Source organism: Streptococcus sp. 68 (assembly GCF_013277415.1).
Taxonomy (GTDB): Bacteria; Bacillota; Bacilli; order Lactobacillales; family Streptococcaceae; genus Streptococcus.
This window is the reverse complement of record NZ_VMMX01000010.1, coordinates 290494-308806: the sequence shown is the minus strand read 5'-3', so window position 1 is coordinate 308806 and position 18313 is coordinate 290494. Positions and strand designations below refer to the sequence as shown.

The window sequence follows — 18313 nt, the reverse complement described above, 5'->3', positions numbered from 1 at the left end:
TCAACCTCCTTGCCCTTCTAGGTCTCGGATTCTTGCTAAAAAACAAAAAAGAGAACTAAAACTCAATGAAAATCAAAGAGCAAACTAGCCGCAGTCTGCTCAAAGCACTGCTTTGAGGTTACAGATGGAAACCGACGTGGTTTGAAGAGATTTTTGAAGAGTATAAACTAGCCCTCCTATAGAACAATCCCCCAAGTCTTAACGCTCGGGGGATTGATTTTTGTACAATATTTATTGTCCTAATAGGCCTGATGAGGATTTTTTATTAAGCCTCTTTCATGGCAAAGTAAGCCCGTACTTTTGGTGCCACTTGTGTGCCGAAGAGTTCAATAGCTCTCAGGACTTGTTCATGAGGCATAGAACCAAGAGGTAGGTGCAACATAAAGCGGTCCAAACCTAAATCCTTAATCATGCGAATCAATTTTTCTGCCACCTGATCTGGATTGCCCACAAACATGGCGCCATTTGGTCCTACTTGCTCTAAATATTGCTCATAACGCAATTCCTGCCAGTGCGGACGGTCTTTAGAAATAGCATCCACCACTTGCTTGGTCGGATGGAAATAATCTTTCACCGCCTGCTCGCCATCCTCAGCAATCCAACCCCAAGAATGAGCCCCAACCTTTAGTTCCTGACTGGCATGGCCCGCTTCGCTCCCAATCTCACGATAAGCCTGAATAAACTTTTTAAAATAACGAGGATTGCCACCGATAATGGCATAGACAATCGGTAGACCTGCCTGAGCAATCTTCACTGTTGATTCGACATGACCACCTGTCGCTATCCACAAGGGTAATTTGTCCTGAACTGGACGAGGATAAACTTCTTTACCAGCAATCGTTTGGGTCAATCGACCTTGCCAGTCTAACTTGGTCTTTTCATTGACTAATTGAAGCAAGTCTAATTTCTCATCAAAAAGGGCTTCGTAGTCTTTCAAATCATATCCAAACAAGGGAAAAGATTCCGTGAAAGAACCCCTTCCAGCCATAATCTCCGCTCGTCCATTTGACAAAGCATCGATAGTGGCATACTGTTGGAACAAACGAATCGGATCCATGCTCGAGAGAATGCTGACTGCGCTGGTCAAACGGATTTTCTTGGTATTGACTGCCCCAGCTGCCAGGATAATCTCTGGGGCTGATACCGCAAAATTCGCTCGATGGTGCTCGCCAATCCCATATACATCCAAACCAACCTTGTCAGCCAGTTCAATCTCCGCCACCAACTGGCGAATGCGTTCGGCATGACTGTAAGTCTGGCCAGTCCCTTCAAGTTCCGTTGTTTCCCCAAATGTTGAAATTCCCAATTCTACCACAGTGATTCTCCTTGTCTACCTCTGTCCTTCATTTTGAAAAATTATTCTAACACTAATCTTGAAGACAATCAACCGATTTGCTCACAAGAAAAAGCCTAGATAACTAGACTTTTTTAGCTTATTCTACCGTTACTGATTTAGCAAGGTTACGTGGTTTGTCCACATCAAGTCCACGGTGAAGGGTTGCAAAGTAAGCGACCAATTGCGTTGGTACAACCATTGAAATTGGTGAGAGGTATGGGTGTACAGTCGTAAGCACGATGTCGTCTGTCTCTTTGGCAACATTCTCTTCTGCGATAGTGAGAACCTTGGCTCCACGGGCTGCGACCTCTTGGATATTTCCACGAGTATGGTTGGCAAGGACTGGATCTGACAAGAGGGCCAAGACAGGTGTTCCTTCTTCAATCAAGGCAATAGTTCCGTGCTTGAGTTCTCCTGCCGCAAAGCCTTCACACTGGATGTAAGAAATCTCTTTGAGTTTAAGGCTTGCTTCCATAGCTACGTAGTAATCTTGACCACGCCCAATATAAAAGGCGTTGCGAGTTGTTTCAAGAAGTTCACGAACCTTGGCTTCAATGGTTTCTTTCTCTGAAAGAGTTGATTCGATAGACTGGGCTACGATTGACAACTCATGCACCAAATCAAAGGCTTGCGCTTTAGTATTACCATTTGCTTCTCCGACTGCTTTTGCAAGGAAGGCAAGGGCTGCGATTTGCGCTGTATAAGCCTTGGTTGAGGCTACGGCAATTTCAGGACCTGCATGAAGGAGCATGGTATGGTTGGCTTCACGAGAAAGAGTTGAACCTGGTACGTTTGTCACTGTCAAGCTTGGGATACCCATTTCATTAGCCTTAACCAAAACCTGACGGCTATCCGCTGTTTCACCAGACTGACTGATAAAGATGAAGAGTGGTTTCTTGCTGAGAAGTGGCATACCATAGCCCCACTCAGATGAAATTCCAAGTTCTACTGGTGTATCTGTCAATTCTTCCAGCATCTTCTTAGAAGCAAATCCTGCGTGGTAAGATGTTCCAGCTGCAAGGATGTAGATGCGGTCTGCGTCTTGAACAGCCTTGATGATAGCTGGGTCTACGACAACTTGACCAGCCTCATCTGTGTAGGCTTGGATGAGTTTACGCATAACCGTTGGTTGCTCATCGATTTCCTTGAGCATGTAGTAAGGGTAAGTTCCCTTACCGATATCTGACAAGTCAAGTTCAGCAGTGTAACTAGCACGCTCACGACTATTGCCATCATAGTCTTGAACTTCCACACTATCAGCCTTGACGATGACCAACTCTTGGTCATGAATTTCCATGTATTGGTTGGTCTCACGAATCATAGCCATGGCGTCTGAGCAGACCATGTTGTAGCCTTGTCCAAGACCAATCAAAAGTGGTGATTTATTCTTAGCCACATAGATGACTTCAGGAGTTTGTGAGTCAACCAAGGCAAAGGCATAAGAACCACGGATGATGTGAAGAGCTTTTTTGAAGGCTTCAAGAACTGACAAGCCATCTTCTTCTGCAAATTTTCCAATCAAGTGAACGGCGATTTCCGTATCTGTTTGCCCTTTGAAGTGGTGACCTGCAAGGTATTCTTCCTTGATTTCAAGGTAGTTCTCAATCACCCCATTGTGAACCAAGACAAAACGTTCTGTCTCAGAGCGGTGTGGGTGAGCATTGTCTTCCGTTGGTTTCCCGTGAGTAGCCCAACGAGTATGTCCGATACCAGTTGTTCCCTCAACTTCAGCTGTCTTGGCAGACAATTCGGCGATACGACCGACAGCCTTGACTAGGTGATTTTCAGCACCACCTAGGACAAAAATTCCCGCAGAATCATAGCCACGGTATTCGAGCTTTTCAAGCCCTTGAATCAAAATATCAGTTGCATTTGTGTTTCCAACAACACCAACAATTCCACACATAGTATATACGACACAGACCAGCTGTGCTTTCTCCTTAAAATTGGTATAGTCTAATTCTTCTTTTATAGAATCAGCAAAAACAGTATATACTTGTTTCTTTCACTTGTCAAGAGCAAAAATTGGTATAGTTCAAATTAAGCTCCTGTAACCAAAAAACTCTGACCAATTAGGATAATCAGTCAGAGTCCTTTTTAAAATCCATTATTATCGCTTAATTCCTTGAACCAGTACCCTGACTTTTTCAGACGACGTTCTTGCGTTTCCAAGTCAAGCTCAACTAGACCATATCGGTTTTTATAGCTATTGAGCCATGACCAACAATCAATAAAGGTCCAGATTAAGTATCCTTTACAGTTGGCTCCATCTTCAATAGCACGGTGAAGTTCACGAAGATGACCTTTTACAAAGTCAATACGGTAATCATCTTGAACCATTCCATTCTCACGGAATTTTTCTTCCCCTTCAACACCCATACCATTCTCTGTCAACATCCACTCAATATTGCCATAATTTTCCTTGATATTTTGGGCGATGTCATAAATCCCTTGCTCATAAATCTCCCAGCCACGATGAGGATTGATTTTACGTCCAGGCATCACATAAGGCTCGTAAAAATGTTCTGGTAAGAGTGGACTCTCTGGATGCTTAGCAAATCGAGGAGCCATAACACGCAAAGGTTGATAGTAGTTGACACCAAGGAAGTCCACTGTATTGTCACGAATGACTTCCAACTCCTCCTCCGTAGCATCAGGCAAGAGACCGTATTCATGTAAGATTTCTACCAACTCCTGTGGATAAGTCCCCAAAACAGACGGATCTAAGAAAGATTGGGCCTGAAAGAGGTCCGCAATATGAGCAGCCTTGACATCAGCAGGATGCTGGCTACGTGGATAAGCCGGTGTCAAGTTGAGGACAATCCCAATCTTGGAGTCTGGCAAAAGTTCATGACAAGCCTTAACCGCCTGACTGCTAGCTAATTGTGTGTGATAGGCTACTTTAACCGCCGCTTCTGCATCCACCTTATGTGGATAATGGGCATCGTAAAAATATCCAAATTCTACTGGAACGATGGGCTCGTTAAAGGTAATCCATTGATCTACTAAATCTCCATAAGTCTCAAAACAAAAACGAGCATAGTCTTCATAGGCTGAGACTGTCGCCTTATTTTCCCAACCATCACCAGCTTCTTGAAGGGCAAAAGGCAGATCAAAATGATAAAGATTGACTAAAAGACGAATTCCCTTAGCCTTAATAGCCTCAAAGACCTTACGATAAAAATCCACACCTTGAGAATTGACTTTTCCACGCCCTTGTGGAAAAATCCGTGACCACTGAATAGAAGTCCGAAAGGCTGTGTGACCAGTTTCTACCAGTAGCTCAATATCCTTTTCCCAGTTTTCATAAAAGGTCGATGTCTTATCTGGACCAATCCCATTATAGTAACGATTTGGCTCCACTTGGTACCAATAATCCCAGAGATTATCTCCCTTACCGTCACCAGCTATACGTCCTTCTGTCTGCGGCCCAGAAGTAGAGGATCCCCAGACAAAATCCTTTGGAAATCTTAGCATACATTTACCTCTTTATCTACTCATTTTTCCCATTATACAGAAAAAACAAGGCAAAAACTAGTTACATTTTTTCCTTGTTTTTCTTCTGATTATAGTTTTTATTTCTTGCTGAGGATTTCAAGCGTTTCAAGCACGTTATCTGCATGAACTTCGATGGTATCACCAGTCGCTTTAATCTTAACTTCTACGATGCCATCGGCCGCTTTTTTACCAACAGTGATACGGATTGGCAATCCAATCAAGTCGCTATCGCTGAACTTAACACCGACACGTTCGTTACGGTCATCTGTCAAGACTTCGTAACCAGCTCCCATCAAGCTTGCTTCAAGCTTTTCTGTCAAGGCTTGCGCTTCTTCATCCTTGACATTGACAGTAATCAAGTGCACATCAAATGGTGCCAATTCTTTAGGGAAATTGATTCCCCAAGCGTAACGGTATTCACCTTTTGGCGTTTTGTTAACAAAGAGACGAGCGTGTTGTTCCATCACTGCTGAAAGGAGGCGGCTGACACCGATACCGTAACATCCCATGATGATTGGCACAGCACGGCCATTTTCATCCAAAACATCTGCTCCCATGCTTGCTGAATAGCGAGTGCCGAGTTTAAAGATGTGACCAATTTCGATACCACGCGCAAAGTTAAGGACACCTTGTCCGTCTGGGGAAATTTCACCCTCACGAACTTCACGGATATCCACATATTCTGCAGTAAAATCACGACCTGGATTCACACCCTTCAAGTGGTAGCCATCTTCGTTAGCACCGACCACTGCATTGCGAACATCTTGCACCTTACGGTCTGCAATAATTTTAATATTCTCTGGCAAACTAACTGGTCCAAGTGAACCAAATCCTGCTTGAACAAGATTCGCCACTTCTTCTTCACTAGCAACGTCAAAGAAATCTGCTCCCAAGTGGTTTTTCAACTTAACTTCGTTAAGCTGGTCATTTCCAACTAGAAGGGCTGCAACAAGCTCACCATCAGCCATGTAGAAGAGGGTTTTAATTGTTTGTTCTTCTGGGACGTTTAGGAAGGTTGCAACTTCATCGATTGATTTAACATCTGGCGTTGCAACACGAGTCACTTCTTCTTCAGCGACAACACGGTTGCTTGGTTTGTACTCGTTTGTTGCCATTTCCAAGTTAGCCGCATAGCTAGACTCACTTGAGTAAGCAATGGTATCTTCACCAGAAACCATCCATTTGAGCAATTCTGCCTTGATTTCTTCTTGCACTTCTGCAGGAATTTCGTCAAATGAGGCAACTGACTTGTCCAAGACAACCCAGCGGTCAAGGTCTGTACGAGCAGGTGTAATGGCCATAAATTCTTGGCTGTCCTTACCACCCATGGCTCCACCGTCACCGATGATAGCCTTGAAATCTAAACCACTACGAGTGAAAATACGCTCATAAGCAGCCTTATACTCATCATAAACACTGTCCAAGCTATCATAGTTAGCGTGGAAACTGTATGCATCCTTCATGATAAACTCACGTGTACGGAGAAGTCCATTACGTGGGCGTTTTTCATCACGATACTTAGGTTGGATTTGGTAAAGGTTGAGTGGCAATTGCTTGTAAGACTTAACAGAATCACGGACAATAGCTGTAAATGTCTCTTCGTGGGTTGGACCTAGGATAAAGTCTGATTTTTCACGATTTTTTAGTTTATAAAGGTCTTCACCGTAGGTTTCATAACGGCCAGATTCACGCCAAAGATCGGCACTAAGAAGAGCTGGAGCCAACATCTCAACAGCCCCAATCTTGTCGAATTCTTGGCGCATGATATTTTTAGCTTTCTCAATAACACGGTTAGCAAGTGGTAAGTATGAATAAACACCTGCTGATACTTGACGAACATAACCAGCACGCAACATAAGAGCGTGACTAATAACTTGAGCATCGCTTGGCATTTCGCGAAGCGTTGGGATAAGCATTTTACTTTGTTTCATAATATTCCTCGATTATCTAAAAAAGAGTCGCATAATGTCATTCCAAGTCACAGCAATCATCAAGACAACCATGATGACCACTCCGGCCAAGGTGACATAGGTTTCAATTTCTTGTTTCAATGGTTTGCGGCGGATGGCTTCTAGGATATTGAGCACAATCTTACCACCATCCAATGCTGGAATCGGAATAAGATTAAAAATCCCAATATTGATGGAAATCATTGCCAAGAAGTACAAGACATTCTCAATTCCATTTTTAGCGGCATCACTACTTGCCTTAAAGATGGCAACAGGTCCACCTAGCTTGTTCAAATCCGGTTGGAAAATCAAATTTTTCAGAGCTGATAAAATTCGTAGGGCCGAGTCAGCAGCAGTTGTAAAACCACCTACAAACATGGATAGAAAATCTGACTTAATCCCCGGTTGAACACCTAGAAGGTAACGGCCTTGACTTTCTTCCGGAGTAACCGTAACTTGTTTGTCACTACCATTTTCAAAAATAGTCACATCCAAGGTCGGGGTCGTCTTATCTTTGGTTTCTGATTCCACAGCCTGGATCAAACTTTCCCAGTTGCTAATCTCATGTGAGCCAATCTTGGTAATCTGAGCCGTTTCTGGCACTCCTACCTTAGCCAAAGCACCTTGGGGCATAATATGGAACTGGTTGGTATCGACATCTCTGACACCACCCTGCATGAAGATTAAAATCCAGAAAACAACGACACCTAAGATAAAGTTGTTCATAGGGCCTGCAAAATTAGTAATGAGTTTCCCCCAGATAGTCGCATTTTGATATTGAACATCTAAAGGTGCAATCCGAACCTCCGTTCCATCTGCTTCCACAACCGTTGCATCGTGATCCACTGCAAATGTTTTTTCTTCTTCCAGAACCAAGCCCTTGATGAAAAGCTTGTCTTCAAAATCAAATTGGGTCACCTGCATAGGGAGGGCCGTTTGATCCAACTTTTTACCAGAAAGATTGATGCGTTTAACCTTACCATCATCAGTAAGTGTCAAACTGACAGGAGTTCCTGTCTTGATTTCAGTTGTATCATCACCCCAACCTGCCATACGAACGTAGCCTCCCAGAGGCAAGATTCGAATAGTGTAGGCTGTCCCATCCTTACCAATGTGAGCAAAGATTTTGGGCCCCATACCGATGGCAAATTCACGCACTAGAATCCCTGATTTCTTGGCAAAGTAGAAGTGTCCGAACTCGTGCACCACCACAATAATCCCGAAAACCAGAATAAAGGTTAAAATTCCGAGCATAGTATTTCCTCCGTCTTTTGATTAAAAGAGTCCAAACAAGTGCATGATTGGAAATACAAGCAACATACTATCGAAACGATCCAAAACACCACCATGTCCAGGGATAAATTTCCCAGAATCCTTGACACCAAAGTGACGCTTGATCGAACTTTCTAGTAAATCACCAAATTGTCCAGCCACACTAAAGAAAATAGCAAAGACCGACATCTTGTAAATTCCATACGGAAGAGCAACTGTACTGTCAACTATCATAAAGATGATGGTTACTAAAATAGCACCTAAAATACCACCCAAGGCACCCTCAAAGGTTTTATTTGGAGAAACGGTCGGAGCTAATTTTCGTTTACCATAGTTCATCCCAACAAGATAGGCACCACTGTCTGTTGCCCAAACAATACACAAGGCTAATAGCGCCTTATCTAAACCTGCAATTCTAGCATCTAATAGAGCATTAAAACCAAAGCCCACATAGAAACTCATAGCAAGAGGGAAAACCGCATCCTCAATCGTATACGACTTGCTAAACACAGTCGTTCCTAACATGATTGAAATCAAAACACTATAGGCAACCACATTCCCATCAACTGGCAAAAAAGTCAGGTAATTCTCCAAGGGAATGGTCAAAGCAAAGGTTGCAAAGAGGGTCAATAGGCCCTCCATCGTCATGGTCTCTAGACCTCTCATCTTCAAAAGTTCATGCATGGCTAGCATGGCTATGATTCCAATTGCTATCTGAAGCAAGAGTCCCCCAATCATTAAAATCGGTAGGAAAATAGCCAGGGCAATCCCTGCAAACAAGGTTCTTTTCTGTAAATCCTGTGTCATATTTCCTCCTAAACTCCTCCAAATCGGCGATGACGACGATTGTAGGCAAGAATGGCTTCCTGCAAGGCCGCCTCGTCAAAATCAGGCCACAAGGTATCCGTAAAATAGAGCTCACTGTAGGCTCCCTGCCATGGAAGGAAATTGCTCAAACGCAATTCTCCACTGGTACGGATAATCAAGTCTGGGTCTCGTAAGTCCTTAGGCAAATGCTGGGTGAAGAGATAGTTGCCAATCAATTCCTCTGTGATGTCACCTGGGTTGATTTTGGCATCTAACACATCCTGAGAAATCAACTTAAGAGCCTGTGTAATCTCAGCACGTCCACCATAGTTGAGGGCAAAATTAAGAATCAAACCTGTGTTGTTCTTAGTCAATTCCTCAGCCTTGGTCAGAGCTTCAAAAGTTTGCTTAGGCAGGCGTTCTGTCTCCCCAATCATTTGAATCTTAACATTATTCGCATGCAATTCCGGGACATAATTATCATAAAACTCTACTGGCAAGTTCATGATAAACTTGACTTCCTGATCTGGACGGGTCCAATTTTCCGTAGAAAAAGCATAGACCGTAATCACCTTAACGCCTAGTTTGTTGGCTGCCTTGGTCACAGTTTGCAATGCTTCCATGCCCGCCTTGTGTCCAAAAACTCGCGGTTGCATACGTTTTTTAGCCCAACGGCCATTGCCATCCATGATGATGCCGATATGAGCAGGAACCTGTGTCGGAACCTCTACTTCCACAGCCTTATCTTTCTTAAAAAATCCAAACATGATCTTATTCCTATTCAAAAATCTATCGTTTCATTATACCATATTTCCCTATTTTCTTCTATCACTAAGCTATTTATACTATTCGAAAATCTCTTCAAACCATGTCAGCTCTATCCGCAACCTCAAAACAGTGTTNNGGCTAGCTTCCTAGTTTGCACTTTGATTTTCATTGAGTATTATTCTTAGGCACCAAGCTCATTTTTCAAAAAAATAAGTCGCCTGATTGGGCGACTCTATTTTTTATAGGGAGATTATTATGAAAAAGTTTTAGGAGTTTAAGTTAAGGTCTTCTTAACTTATGTACTTAGTATACACTTCCTAGCTTAAAGTTTCCTTAAGTATTTTTAAAAATCAAATTTTTCCATTTCGCCCGCCAATTTTTCTTGGATAGACGTGTTCGATAAAGTTCCATTCGGTCTTCATTTTCTAAGAAATGAGGAGTTGGACGAACTTGAAAATTCAAAATATCCTCGAGTCCGTAAGGAGTAAAGAGTTCCAAAGCGGATTCTTCAGTCAAGCGCAGTCCAACAGCCGTACATCGTTCTGGATACTTACTCATAGCATCACGGGAACTGGTATAGGGAGCAGTATGAGGGCTGTGCTGGTGCATATAGACTTGATTTTTCAATTCCCACTGGTACTGAGGAAAGTCCTCTCTCAGCTTTTTCTCTAGGGACAAGGTTTCCTCGTAAGAAATATCTGAATCAAAGAAAATCACATCTACATCTGTTTCACAGTCAAAGGGGGATTTGTCTGACAAGAGATTCCAGATGAAATTTCTGACAGAACCTGCTGCCAACCAGGAATCTTTCAACTCCAAGTTTCGGATGACAGTCAGAATAGCCATCATATCTGGATTTTTTCTAAAAGCTTCTAGAATTTCTTGCTTATTTTTCATTATATTCATAACCTAAGTGATCATATGCTTTAGCAGTCGCTACCCGTCCAGAACGTGTCCTCATGATAAAGCCTTTTTGAATCAAGTAGGGTTCATACATGTCTTCAACTGTCTCACGCTCTTCTGCTATGTTAACAGAAAGAGTTCCTAGACCAACAGGACCACCACCGTACATCTCAATCATGGTGCGAAGGATTTTTTGATCCACATAGTCTAGACCTTCATGGTCAACATCCAGCATGGTCAGAGCCTTAGCGGTAATAAGATCATCGATAACCCCATTCCCCATAATCTGGGCAAAATCGCGCACGCGCTTGAGGAGACGATTGGCAATACGAGGGGTTCCACGACTACGCAAGGCCAACTCAGATGCCGCCTCATGAGTGATTTCCATCTCAAAAATATCTGCTGTCCGCTCAACAATTTCTGTCAAGTCAGCATGGGCATAATACTCCATATGACCTGTGATCCCAAAACGTGCCCGTAGCGGATTGGAAAGCATACCAGCCCGAGTCGTAGCACCAATCAAGGTAAAAGGTGGCAACTCCAAATGAACACTGCGACTGCCTTCACCAGCACCAATCATGATGTCAATGTAGAAGTCCTCCATGGCACTATAAAGCACCTCTTCCACCGACATGGGCAAGCGATGAATCTCGTCAATAAAGAGGACATCCCCAGGCTCTAAGTCATTCAAAATCGCTACCAGATCACCAGCTTTTTCGATAACAGGACCCGACGTCTGCTTGAGATTAACACCCAGTTCGTTTGCAATAACAAAGGCCATGGTCGTCTTCCCCAAACCTGGAGGCCCAAATAAGAGCACATGATCCAGCGCTTCATCCCGCATTTTAGCAGCTTCGATAAAGATTTGAAGCTGATCCTTAACCTTATCCTGCCCAATATATTCACGTAAATACTGAGGACGGAGCGTGCGTTCTACTAACTCCTCATCCCCCATTATCTCATTGTCTAAAATTCTACTCATGGCTCTATTATATCAAAAATCCAAGCCACAAACAAAAAAGCCACCCGATTGGGTGACTCCTAAGTTTAGCATGTATGTGGTATAATATTTTACGACACTGCTACACCGCCTACGAAAGGAGGTGAGATAGCCCATGATGGAATTAGTACTCAAAACTATCATCGGACCAATTGTGGTCGGTGTCGTTCTTCGATTAGTCGATAAATGGCTAAACAAGGACAAATAGTGTCAAAAAAGACCTCAAGCTTATTTGGTCGTGAGCTTGGGGTCTTTTCTAGCCTATGATATAGAACTAGTACTCAATTCCTGTTTATTATCCCATAGTTCACAAAATTTGTCAAAGGTTTATATCTTCATCAATTCAGCTTCTCCAACTTTAGAATCTGTCCAATAAAGTTTATAAGATTAAGTAAAAGTTATCGGAAAATGATGTTTAAAATAGTCCCCAAAAGCCTGAAATAGAGCAAAAAAACTCCACCAGATTGGGTGACTCCCGACTTTAGCACTTATGTGGTATAATATTCTACGGCACTACTACACCGCCTACGAAAGGAGGTGAGATAGCCCATGATGGAACTAATCCTTAAAACTATCATCGGACCGATTGTGGTCGGTGTCATCCTTCGTTTAGTCGATAAATGGCTAAACAAAGATAGATAGTGTCAAAAAAGACCCCAAGCTTATTTGGACGTGAGCTTGGGGTCTTTTCTAGTCCATGATATAGAACTAATCCTTAATTCCTCTCCATTATCCCACAGTTCACAAAATTTGTCAAAACTTTACATCCTCAGCTTCTCAAGCTTTAACCGCTTTACAACAAGACTTTCAAGTTTAAGAGAAAATTAGGGATTCTATCAATTTCATAGAAATTTTGATTTAGTAAACGAATAGACAACCTTACATGTCACTCCTCATTTAATACGCCACTACTGGACAAGCAAAATCATTATTACAGCAGTTTCAGTCCTTCAATTAACAGTCGCTTACAATCAAATTGAGTTTGAAATAGCTGAAGCGACAACAGACCTATTTCTTAGCCATATTCGCTAAAAAATCCCCGCCAAAATCTCAAAAAGTCCCCGCCAATTCCCCGACCAAAATCCGAAAAATATCGAAAAATATCGGAAAATGATGTTTAGAAAACTCTCCAAAAGCCTGAAATAGAGCCAAAAAACTCCACCTGATTGGGTGGAGTTAAGGGAGATTATTATGAAAAAGAAAAGTTTAGGATTTTATTAAATAAAGTTAGGAGGTCTTTATTTAATAACTATATGATACTAGACAAAGCTTAAAACTAGCTTAACTTTTCTCATATTTTACTATTTTACAAAAAAATTCTATTACCATCACCTCACCCCACAAAAAAGTCACCTGATTGGGTGACTTCATTAGGAGATTATGATGAAAAAAAGTTTTAGGATTTCATTAAATAAAGTTAGGAGGTCTTTATTTAATAACTATATAATACTAGACCATCCTTAAACTTTGCTTAAGAAAAACAAGTTTTATTATTTTTCTCGATTCATCCAAGTCATTCCTATACAATTATAGGTGGATAAGATTTCAAAGCCCATAGAACGATAAAATCCCACGTTTTTTTCTGTCTCTTCTGTCACCAGCTGGACTTGATAGGCATCTTTGTAATACTCTAAAGCCTCTTTCATCAAGGCACTACCAATCCCTTGACGCTGATAGCTAGGCAAAACAATCAAATCCTGTACAAAAACTGATGAAAAACCATCTCCAACCAAACGAATCAAGCCCACTACAGCATCACCATCAAGTGCCAGATAAATTACTAATGAATGAGATAAGGCCTGCTCCAGCATCTCTGGTTGATGGGTATAATTTGTCCAACCGACAGCCTGATAGAGATGCAAAACATCCTCTAGCTTGACAATTTCTTGCTTTTTAATAGTAATCATCTCAACACCTCTTAAAGCTCTCTCAAGCTCTTGTACTGCTGTCCATTTTTATCAAAATTTTCAGGAGCTAACCATGTTTCCAAACGAGCTTTGACTTGAGGCCAGTCCTTATCAATCATAGACAACCAATCCGTATCCCTCGTCCGTCCCTTATAAACCACTGCCTGACGGAAGGTTCCTTCATAAATAAAGCCTAAACGTTCCGCTGCTCGTCTGGATGGCAGATTTAAGGCATCGCATTTCCACTCATAACGACGATAGTTCAGCTCCTCAAAGACATAGCGAGCCAGTAAATACTGGGCTTCGGTTCCAATCCGAGTCCCCTTGAGCTCTGGAGAAAAAGTGACAGCTCCCACTTCTATTACTCGGTTATTCTGGTCAATGCGCATGAGAGAAAAAGTTCCCAAAGCCTTACCAGTTGCCTTGTCTACAATCGCATAGTAAAAACGATCCTTACGAGCCAACATCTGGTTTAAAAGGCTAACCAACTCCTCCATATCTGCTACTGGCTCCTGAAAGAAGTAAGTCCACATCTCCCGAGGCGTATCAGGGCCATAAACAGCTAGCAAATCCTCCGCATGTTTTTCTACCGAGAGAGCCTCTATCCGAGCATAACGCCCTTCTAAGAAATCAATAGAAGGCAGTGCACCGGATGTATAACCTTCCATTGACTCCCCAATCATCTGACCATATTCATTTACTGGCATAGCTTTCTCCCTAATTTCAAACTTTATAGTTGCCCATAGTATACCATACTTTCATAAGAAGATTCAAAAAATCCCCCAGATTCTACTCTGAAGGATTCCTATCTTATTTCACAACAATGTTGACAAGCTTGTTCGGTACCGCAATCACTTTCACGATTTCCTTACCGTCAATTTCTGCCTTGACTTTTTCGTCAGCCAGAGCAATTTCTTGCAATTCTTCGCGTGATAGGTCTTTGGCTACCATGAGTTTAGCACGGACTTTTCCTTTGATTTGGACAACGATTTCAATTTCGTCTTCAACTAATTTGCTTTCATCCCAAGTTGGCCAAGCTACATAAGAGATAGATTCTCCTGTTGCTGCAACTCTTTGCCAGAGCTCTTCTGCCAAGTGAGGAGCAAATGGCGCAATCAACTGGATAAAGCCTTTGGCGTAGTCTACATAAAGCTTATCTTCCTTGTTAGCCGCATTGACAAAGACCATAAGTTGGGCAATGGCTGTGTTGAATTTCAATGATTCGATTTGTTCTGTGACAGCTTTGACTGTTTCGTTGTAAACCTTGTCAAGAGCGCCATTGTTTTCCGCAACAATTTCCTTGCTTGTAATCAAACGGTAAACACGGTCAAGGAATTTACGGCTTCCTTCCAGACCTTCTTCTGACCAAGCGATTGAAGCATCAAGTGGTCCCATGAACATTTCATAGACACGAAGGGTATCGGCACCGTATTGTTCCACTACATCGTCTGGGTTGACAACGTTCTTAAGCGATTTAGACATCTTAGCTGGTGCTTGCTCCAACTCCTCTCCTGTTTCCACATGGAAGAAAGAACCGTCACGTTTTTCAACCTTATCGGTTGCCACAAGAGCGCCACGGTGGTCACGGTAGCTTGTTCCCAAAATCATTCCTTGGTTAAAGAGTTTTTGGAATGGTTCCTTAGTCGGAACAACACCGAGGTCATAGAGGAATTTGTGCCAGAAACGAGCGTAAAGCAAGTGAAGAACAGCATGCTCTGCACCACCCACGTAGATATCTACTGGCAACCATTGTTTGAGAAGATCCTCATCGGCCAATTTCTCAGTGTTGTGTGGATCGATATAGCGGAGGTAGTACCAGCTTGAACCTGCCCATTGTGGCATGGTGTTGGTTTCACGACGACCTTTGACACCATCTTCACGAGTCACTTCAAGCCAGTCTGTCAAGTTAGCTAGTGGACTTTCACCAGTCCCTGAAGGACGGATGTCCTTGGTTACTGGCAAGACGAGTGGCAATTCATTTTCAGGAACAGCTGTTGAAGTTCCATCTTCCCAATGAATGATAGGAATTGGCTCTCCCCAGTAACGTTGGCGGCTAAAGAGCCAATCGCGGAGACGGTAGGTAACCTTCTCCTGACCACAGTCGTTTTCTTCCAACCAAGCCACAATCTTAGCAATTGCGTCTTCTTTGTTGAGTCCATCTAGGAAGTCTGAATTAACGTGAAGACCATCTTCTGTGTAAGCAGCTTCTTCAACGTTTCCACCTTCAAGTACTTCGACGATTGGAAGGTCAAATTGTTTGGCAAATTCCCAGTCACGTTGGTCGTGGGCTGGCACAGCCATTACTGCACCTGTACCATAGCTAGCAAGGACGTAGTCCGCAATCCAGATTGGAATTTCTTTGCCATTGACAGGGTTGATGGCATAAGCACCAGTCCAAACCCCTGTTTTTTCTTTAGCAAGGTCTGTACGAGCCAAGTCTGACTTGAGGCTGGCTTGATGTTTGTAGTCTGCTACTGCTTCTGCTTGCTCTGGACTTGTGATAGCGTCAACCAAATCATGTTCAGGAGCCAAAACGGTGAAAGTCGCACCGAAAAGGGTATCAGGACGAGTTGTAAAGACTGTAAATTCCTTGTCTGTTCCTTTTACTTTAAAAGTTACATTAGCACCAGTTGATTTCCCAATCCAGTTGCGTTGCATGTCTTTGATAGACTCTGGCCAGTCCAGGTCATCCAAGTCACTGAGCAAGCGCTCTGCGTAAGCCGTGATTTTGAGCATCCATTGACGCATTGGTTTGCGGACAACTGGATAGCCTCCACGCTCAGAAGTTCCATCAGGAAGGACCTCTTCGTTGGCAATGGCTGTTCCCAATTCCTCAACCCAGTTTACTGGCACTTCCGCTTCATAGGCCAAGCCTTTTTCATAAAGCTTGGTGAAAATCCATTGCGTCCACTTGTAGTAGTCTGGATCTGTTGTGTTGACTTCACGATCCCAGTCGTAAGAGAATCCAAGCGCATTGATTTGGCGTTTGAAGTTAGCAATGTTTTCAGCCGTAAATTCTGCTGGGTCATTACCAGTATCCATAGCGTATTGCTCTGCAGGCAAACCAAAAGCATCCCAACCCATTGGGTGAAGGACATTGTAGCCTTGCGCACGTTTGTAACGACTGAGGATATCGGTTGCAGTATAACCTTCTGGGTGTCCTACGTGCAGACCCGCTCCAGATGGATAAGGGAACATATCAAGAGCATAAAACTTCGGTTTTGATGCATCTGTTCCTGTCTTAAATGTATGATGTTCTGCCCAGTAGCCCTGCCACTTAGGCTCAATTTCTTTATGATTGTAAAAACTCATGGTCTCTCTCCAATTTTGTGATGTTACTATTATACCATTTTTGAGGGAATTTGAAATGTGTTAAAAGAAAAAACTGTATACTGTATTTCATTAATTTTGATGACTCTGATACTCTTCGAAAATCAAATTCAAACCACGTCAACGTCGCCTTGCCGTACTCAAGTACAGCCTGTGGCTAGTTTCCTAGTTTGCTCTTTGATTTTCATTGAGTATGAATTGCTCTATCACCCACTTTTTTATCTTATTGTTATGCGGGAAATCAAAGAGCACAACAAGAAGCTTATCTCTTATAATACAAAATACTAATTTTAGACCGAAGATAAGACTGGAATACTAATTAATGTATTTACAATAAATAGCTGAACAACCTGTATTGCTTTCTGATTTATAAAGAGCTTCGGATACAATACGAGGATCAATAAAAGACTACCATTTGGAAAACAGTAGTCCTTATTGTTTATTTTGAATTTACATAGGCGTCTACAGCGATGATAGCTTGAGCAACATCTGAAGGCGAAATCTTAAACGGCATCTGATGGATTGTCTCACCCTCCATAGTTGCTTGTTTACCAACTTTTATTAAATCATCATATCCAACTTGATCTAAATGCATTTCTTTTAGAGTTGTTGGCATACCAATTTTTTTGTAAAACTCAATATACTTATCAAGTTCTTCTTTAGGTCTATTTTCCAATAAAAGTTGTACCAAAGTTCCATAAGCTACTTTTTCACCATGTGTTAAATGATGAATGTCACCTGTCAATGCAGTAAAACCATTATGAATTGCATGCGCCGCAGCTAATCCTCCACTTTCAAAACCTAGGCCACTCAATAAAGTATTAGCTTCAACAATATTTTCTAATGCTGGTGTCACCACTTTAGCTTCACAAGCTGCCATAGCCTGTAAACCATCTGCAAACAGCGTTTCTTCACATTTCTTCGCAATTGCAACTCCAGCCAACGTTTGCTGTTGTCCTAACATAGTTTTTCCATTTGCCTGCATAACCGCACGCGCCTCAACCCAAGTTGCTAAACCATCTGCAATACCAGACGCTAATAAACGCTTAGGGGCTTGTGAAATAACTTTTGTATCAACCAAAACTAAATCTGGATTTTTAGAATAAAATAGATAATGATCAAATGCACCTTCATCTGTATAAATAACAGATAAAGCAGATACAGGTGCGTCGGTCGATGCAATTGTTGGAGCAATAATAACAGGCTTTTCAATCAAATCTGCAATAGCTTTTGCGCTATCAATCGTCTTTCCCCCACCAAGACCGATAATACTATCACAATTTTCTTTCTCAGCCAAGGCAACAACTCGATTGATTTCATTGTCAGAAGCTTCACCATTAAACTTGGCTAGAACAATATGGAAACCATACCTATGTAGGTAATCTTCAAATCGTTTTCCAACAATATCATAAACCAACTGATCGCATAATAGAATAGGACGATTCCCCAAATCCAATATTGATTTGGCATTTTCGAACAAGGCATTTTCCCCTTGAATATATCTCGAAGGACTAGCAAAAATTCTCATGTTTGTTTCCTTTCT

15 protein-coding genes are annotated in these 18313 nt (G+C 42.2%); 2 read left to right on the top strand and 13 right to left on the bottom strand.

From position 1 onward, the window contains the following. Positions 1-265 precede the first annotated feature (265 nt). From HT720_RS06290 to ruvB, 9 genes are all read right to left on the bottom strand, one after another. Positions 266-1315 (bottom strand): Atu2307/SP_0267 family LLM class monooxygenase, encoded by a 1050-nt coding sequence (locus HT720_RS06290; RefSeq protein ID WP_173274984.1) that lies wholly within the window; start codon positions 1313-1315, stop codon positions 266-268. Between the two features lie 118 nt (positions 1316-1433). Further along, positions 1434-3242: a glutamine--fructose-6-phosphate transaminase (isomerizing) gene (glmS, locus tag HT720_RS06285; RefSeq protein WP_173274983.1), complete on the bottom strand. Its 1809-nt coding sequence runs from the start codon at positions 3240-3242 to the stop codon at positions 1434-1436. Between the two features lie 191 nt (positions 3243-3433). Beyond that, on the bottom strand, positions 3434-4813 hold the full coding sequence (gene bglA, locus HT720_RS06280; RefSeq protein WP_173274982.1) for a 6-phospho-beta-glucosidase: 1380 nt from the start codon (positions 4811-4813) through the stop codon (positions 3434-3436). 98 nt (positions 4814-4911) lie between these two features. Further along, on the bottom strand, positions 4912-6765 hold the full coding sequence (locus HT720_RS06275) for a proline--tRNA ligase (RefSeq protein ID WP_173274981.1): 1854 nt from the start codon (positions 6763-6765) through the stop codon (positions 4912-4914). Between the two features lie 12 nt (positions 6766-6777). Next, positions 6778-8037, bottom strand: coding sequence for an RIP metalloprotease RseP (gene rseP, locus HT720_RS06270; RefSeq protein ID WP_173274980.1), 1260 nt, complete (start codon positions 8035-8037; stop codon positions 6778-6780). A 21-nt stretch (positions 8038-8058) separates the two neighbouring features. Then, positions 8059-8862: a phosphatidate cytidylyltransferase gene (locus HT720_RS06265; RefSeq protein WP_000189851.1), complete on the bottom strand. Its 804-nt coding sequence runs from the start codon at positions 8860-8862 to the stop codon at positions 8059-8061. An 8-nt stretch (positions 8863-8870) separates the two neighbouring features. Further along, positions 8871-9629 carry an isoprenyl transferase gene (locus tag HT720_RS06260; RefSeq protein WP_173274979.1) on the bottom strand — a complete coding sequence of 253 codons (759 nt, stop codon included), beginning with the start codon at positions 9627-9629 and terminating at the stop codon, positions 8871-8873. Positions 9630-9963: 334 nt separating this feature from the next. Continuing rightward, a complete protein-coding gene (locus HT720_RS06255; protein WP_173274978.1) occupies positions 9964-10536 on the bottom strand; it encodes a nucleotidyltransferase family protein in 573 nt (190 codons plus the stop codon). After that, positions 10517-11515 (bottom strand): Holliday junction branch migration DNA helicase RuvB, encoded by a 999-nt coding sequence (gene ruvB / locus HT720_RS06250; protein WP_078748265.1) that lies wholly within the window; start codon positions 11513-11515, stop codon positions 10517-10519. Before ruvB ends, HT720_RS06255 begins: the two co-directional genes overlap by 20 nt. A 133-nt stretch (positions 11516-11648) precedes the next feature. On the opposite strand from ruvB, the gene HT720_RS06245 reads away from it, so the two are divergent. Further along, positions 11649-11741 carry a type I toxin-antitoxin system Fst family toxin gene (locus HT720_RS06245; protein ID WP_000970382.1) on the top strand — a complete coding sequence of 31 codons (93 nt, stop codon included), beginning with the start codon at positions 11649-11651 and terminating at the stop codon, positions 11739-11741. Positions 11742-12082: 341 nt separating this feature from the next. Then, on the top strand, positions 12083-12175 hold the full coding sequence (locus tag HT720_RS06240) for a type I toxin-antitoxin system Fst family toxin (RefSeq protein ID WP_000970294.1): 93 nt from the start codon (positions 12083-12085) through the stop codon (positions 12173-12175). 848 nt (positions 12176-13023) lie between these two features. Here HT720_RS06240 and HT720_RS06235 read toward each other — a convergent pair. The 4 genes from HT720_RS06235 to HT720_RS06220 all read right to left on the bottom strand — a co-directional run bounded on the left by HT720_RS06235 (position 13024) and on the right by HT720_RS06220 (position 18298). Then, positions 13024-13440 carry a GNAT family N-acetyltransferase gene (locus HT720_RS06235; RefSeq protein ID WP_173274977.1) on the bottom strand — a complete coding sequence of 139 codons (417 nt, stop codon included), beginning with the start codon at positions 13438-13440 and terminating at the stop codon, positions 13024-13026. A gap of 11 nt (positions 13441-13451) precedes the next feature. Further along, positions 13452-14147, bottom strand: coding sequence for a GNAT family protein (locus HT720_RS06230; RefSeq protein WP_173274976.1), 696 nt, complete (start codon positions 14145-14147; stop codon positions 13452-13454). Between the two features lie 103 nt (positions 14148-14250). Further along, positions 14251-16752: a leucine--tRNA ligase gene (gene leuS, locus HT720_RS06225; protein WP_173228904.1), complete on the bottom strand. Its 2502-nt coding sequence runs from the start codon at positions 16750-16752 to the stop codon at positions 14251-14253. A 457-nt stretch (positions 16753-17209) separates the two neighbouring features. Beyond that, positions 17210-18298, bottom strand: coding sequence for a glycerol dehydrogenase (locus tag HT720_RS06220; protein ID WP_164226681.1), 1089 nt, complete (start codon positions 18296-18298; stop codon positions 17210-17212). Positions 18299-18313 lie beyond the last annotated feature (15 nt).